At 70.3% G+C, this 1,988-nt stretch carries 3 protein-coding genes and 1 pseudogene; 3 read left to right on the forward strand and 1 reads right to left on the reverse strand.

What is annotated here, in order from left to right:
* The first annotated feature begins 1 nt into the window (after position 1).
* From QL983_RS10670 to QL983_RS10680, 3 genes are all read left to right on the forward strand, one after another.
* Positions 2 to 361, forward strand: a complete 360-nt coding sequence (locus QL983_RS10670; protein WP_144869343.1) for a metalloregulator ArsR/SmtB family transcription factor — start codon at positions 2 to 4, stop codon at positions 359 to 361.
* Positions 361 to 1,272, forward strand: a complete 912-nt coding sequence (locus QL983_RS10675) for a cation diffusion facilitator family transporter (RefSeq protein WP_002854089.1) — start codon at positions 361 to 363, stop codon at positions 1,270 to 1,272. Before QL983_RS10670 ends, QL983_RS10675 begins: the two co-directional genes overlap by 1 nt.
* Before the next feature lie 64 nt (positions 1,273 to 1,336).
* Entirely contained in the window at positions 1,337 to 1,477 is a 141-nt protein-coding gene (locus QL983_RS10680) for a hypothetical protein (protein WP_002854087.1), read from the forward strand.
* Positions 1,478 to 1,748: 271 nt separating this feature from the next.
* Here the strand turns inward: QL983_RS10680 and QL983_RS10685 are convergent.
* Positions 1,749 to 1,988, reverse strand: a pseudogene (locus tag QL983_RS10685) (mercuric reductase); the annotation flags it as partial.

Raw genomic sequence — 1,988 nt, forward strand, 5'->3', positions numbered from 1 at the left:
GTTGGATTCGTGTCAGGTCACCGCCGTCCATCCGGAGAAGGTGGCGCTGACCCGGGAGAGGATCCCCGACGAGCGCGAGGCCGGCAGGTTGGCCGGGCTGTTCAAGCTCTTGGGGGACCCGCGCCGTGCCCGGGCGCTGTATGCGTTGCTGGAGGCCGGCGAGCTGTGCGTGTGTGACCTGGCGGCGTCGGTCGATGTCGCGGAGGCGTCGGTGTCCCAGGTGCTGCGGGTGCTGCGTACCGCTGGGGTGGTCGAGAACCGCCGGGAGGGGCGGATGGTGTACTACCGCCTCGCTGACGGGCATGTGCGGATGCTGCTGGACGTCTCCCGTGAGCACGCCCGCCACGAGGGGCAGGGCTGATGGGGGCGGGACACAGCCATGCCCCGGCGACCGGGCATGCCGGTGGCCGCTACCGTCGGCGGCTGGCGGGGGCGTTCGCCCTGACGGCGGGCTTCTTCCTGATCGAGCTGGTCGCGGGGCTGGTGTCGGGGTCGTTGGCGCTGCTGTCGGATGCCGGGCACATGGCTGCCGATGTGGTGGTGCTGGGTGCGGCGCTGCTGGCGACGCGCATCGCGAGCCGGCCGGACTCCACGGGGCGACGCACCTATGGCTCCTACCGGGCCGAGGTGTTCGCCTCGGCGTTGGCGGTGCTGGCGATGCTCGCGGTCGGGGTGTACGTGGTGGTCGAGGCCATCAGCCGGCTGGGCGACGCGCCGGAGGTGGCCTCCGGCGCCATGCTCGCGGTCGGCTTCGCCGGCCTGGTGATCAACATCATCTCCATGCTGCTGCTGCGCAGCGGGGCCAAGGACAGCCTGAACGTCAAGGGCGCCTACTACGAGGTGATCGCCGACGCCGCCGGGTCGGTGGGTGTCATGGTCGCCGGCGTGCTGATCATTCTCACCGGCCAGCCGATCTGGGACGTCGTGGTCGCGGCGCTCATCGCGGTCTTCGTCATCATCCGGGCGGTGGTTCTGGGCAGGCAGGTGATCGCGGTGCTGGGCCAGCACGCCCCGGAAGGGGTGGACCCGGAGGACGTCGCCGGTGACCTGGACGCGGTCGAGGGGGTGGAGGAGGTCCACGACCTGCACCTGTGGACCCTGACGTCGGGGATGAACGTGGCCACGGCCCACCTGGTCGCTGACCAGGGCGCGGACCACGGCGCCGTGCTTGCCGGCGCGCGCCGGGTGCTGCGCGACCGTTACGGTATCGCCCATGCCACCTTGCAGGTGGAGGGCGCCGGCAGCGACGGCTGTCACGACCTGAGCTGGTAGCACTCGGCACGGAAGCCCGCTCGCGAGAGCCGCACATGCTTGAGCAACGTCTTAGGAGCGCGCGATGACCGCGAAGCACGGCAAGGGCCCCGGGCCGGACGAGGGCCAGCGGCCGGCCCGGCGCGGGGTGGTGCTCACCCTGCTGGGGATCGGTCTGGTCGCCGCGGCTTACGTGGTGACGATCGTGGTCATGGTGGTGCGGTGACGCGGCCCAAACGGACCGCGGCCTCATGGCGGCGCCGCAAGGCGGTCATCGCGTCGTCCAGTGCTGTCCTCGTCGGGTCGAGCACGTAGAGGTCGTGAAGACGTCCAGATATAGGCCTGGGACGGGAGTTCTTGCATCGACTGAACTCCCCGGTGGTTGCAGGTCCGATACGCAGGGGTGCCAGTAAGTAGGGCTGATCGGCGCCCATTTTCTTGTCTCGCGCCCCGGGGCGAGGCGGTCCCCTATCGGTGTCCCTGTGTGCGGGGCAGGTTCACGCCGCGCAGCAGGAGAGCTTGGCGATGTCGGTGGTGAAGGCCTGCGCGGTGAGCTTGAGGCCTTCGGCCATGGTCAGGTAGGGGCTCCAGAGGTTGGCGACCTGGCTGGTGGTCATGCCGGCCTCGAGCATGTAGACCCCGGCGGCGGCGAGGTCGCCGGCGTCCTGGGCCAGGGCGGTAATGCCGATGATGCGGCCGGTGTCGGCGTCGGTGACCATCTTGATGAACCCGCANGT

Origin of the sequence: Micrococcus sp. APC 4021, assembly GCF_030407635.1 — a bacterium.
Lineage (GTDB): Bacteria > Actinomycetota > Actinomycetes > Actinomycetales > Micrococcaceae > Micrococcus > Micrococcus luteus.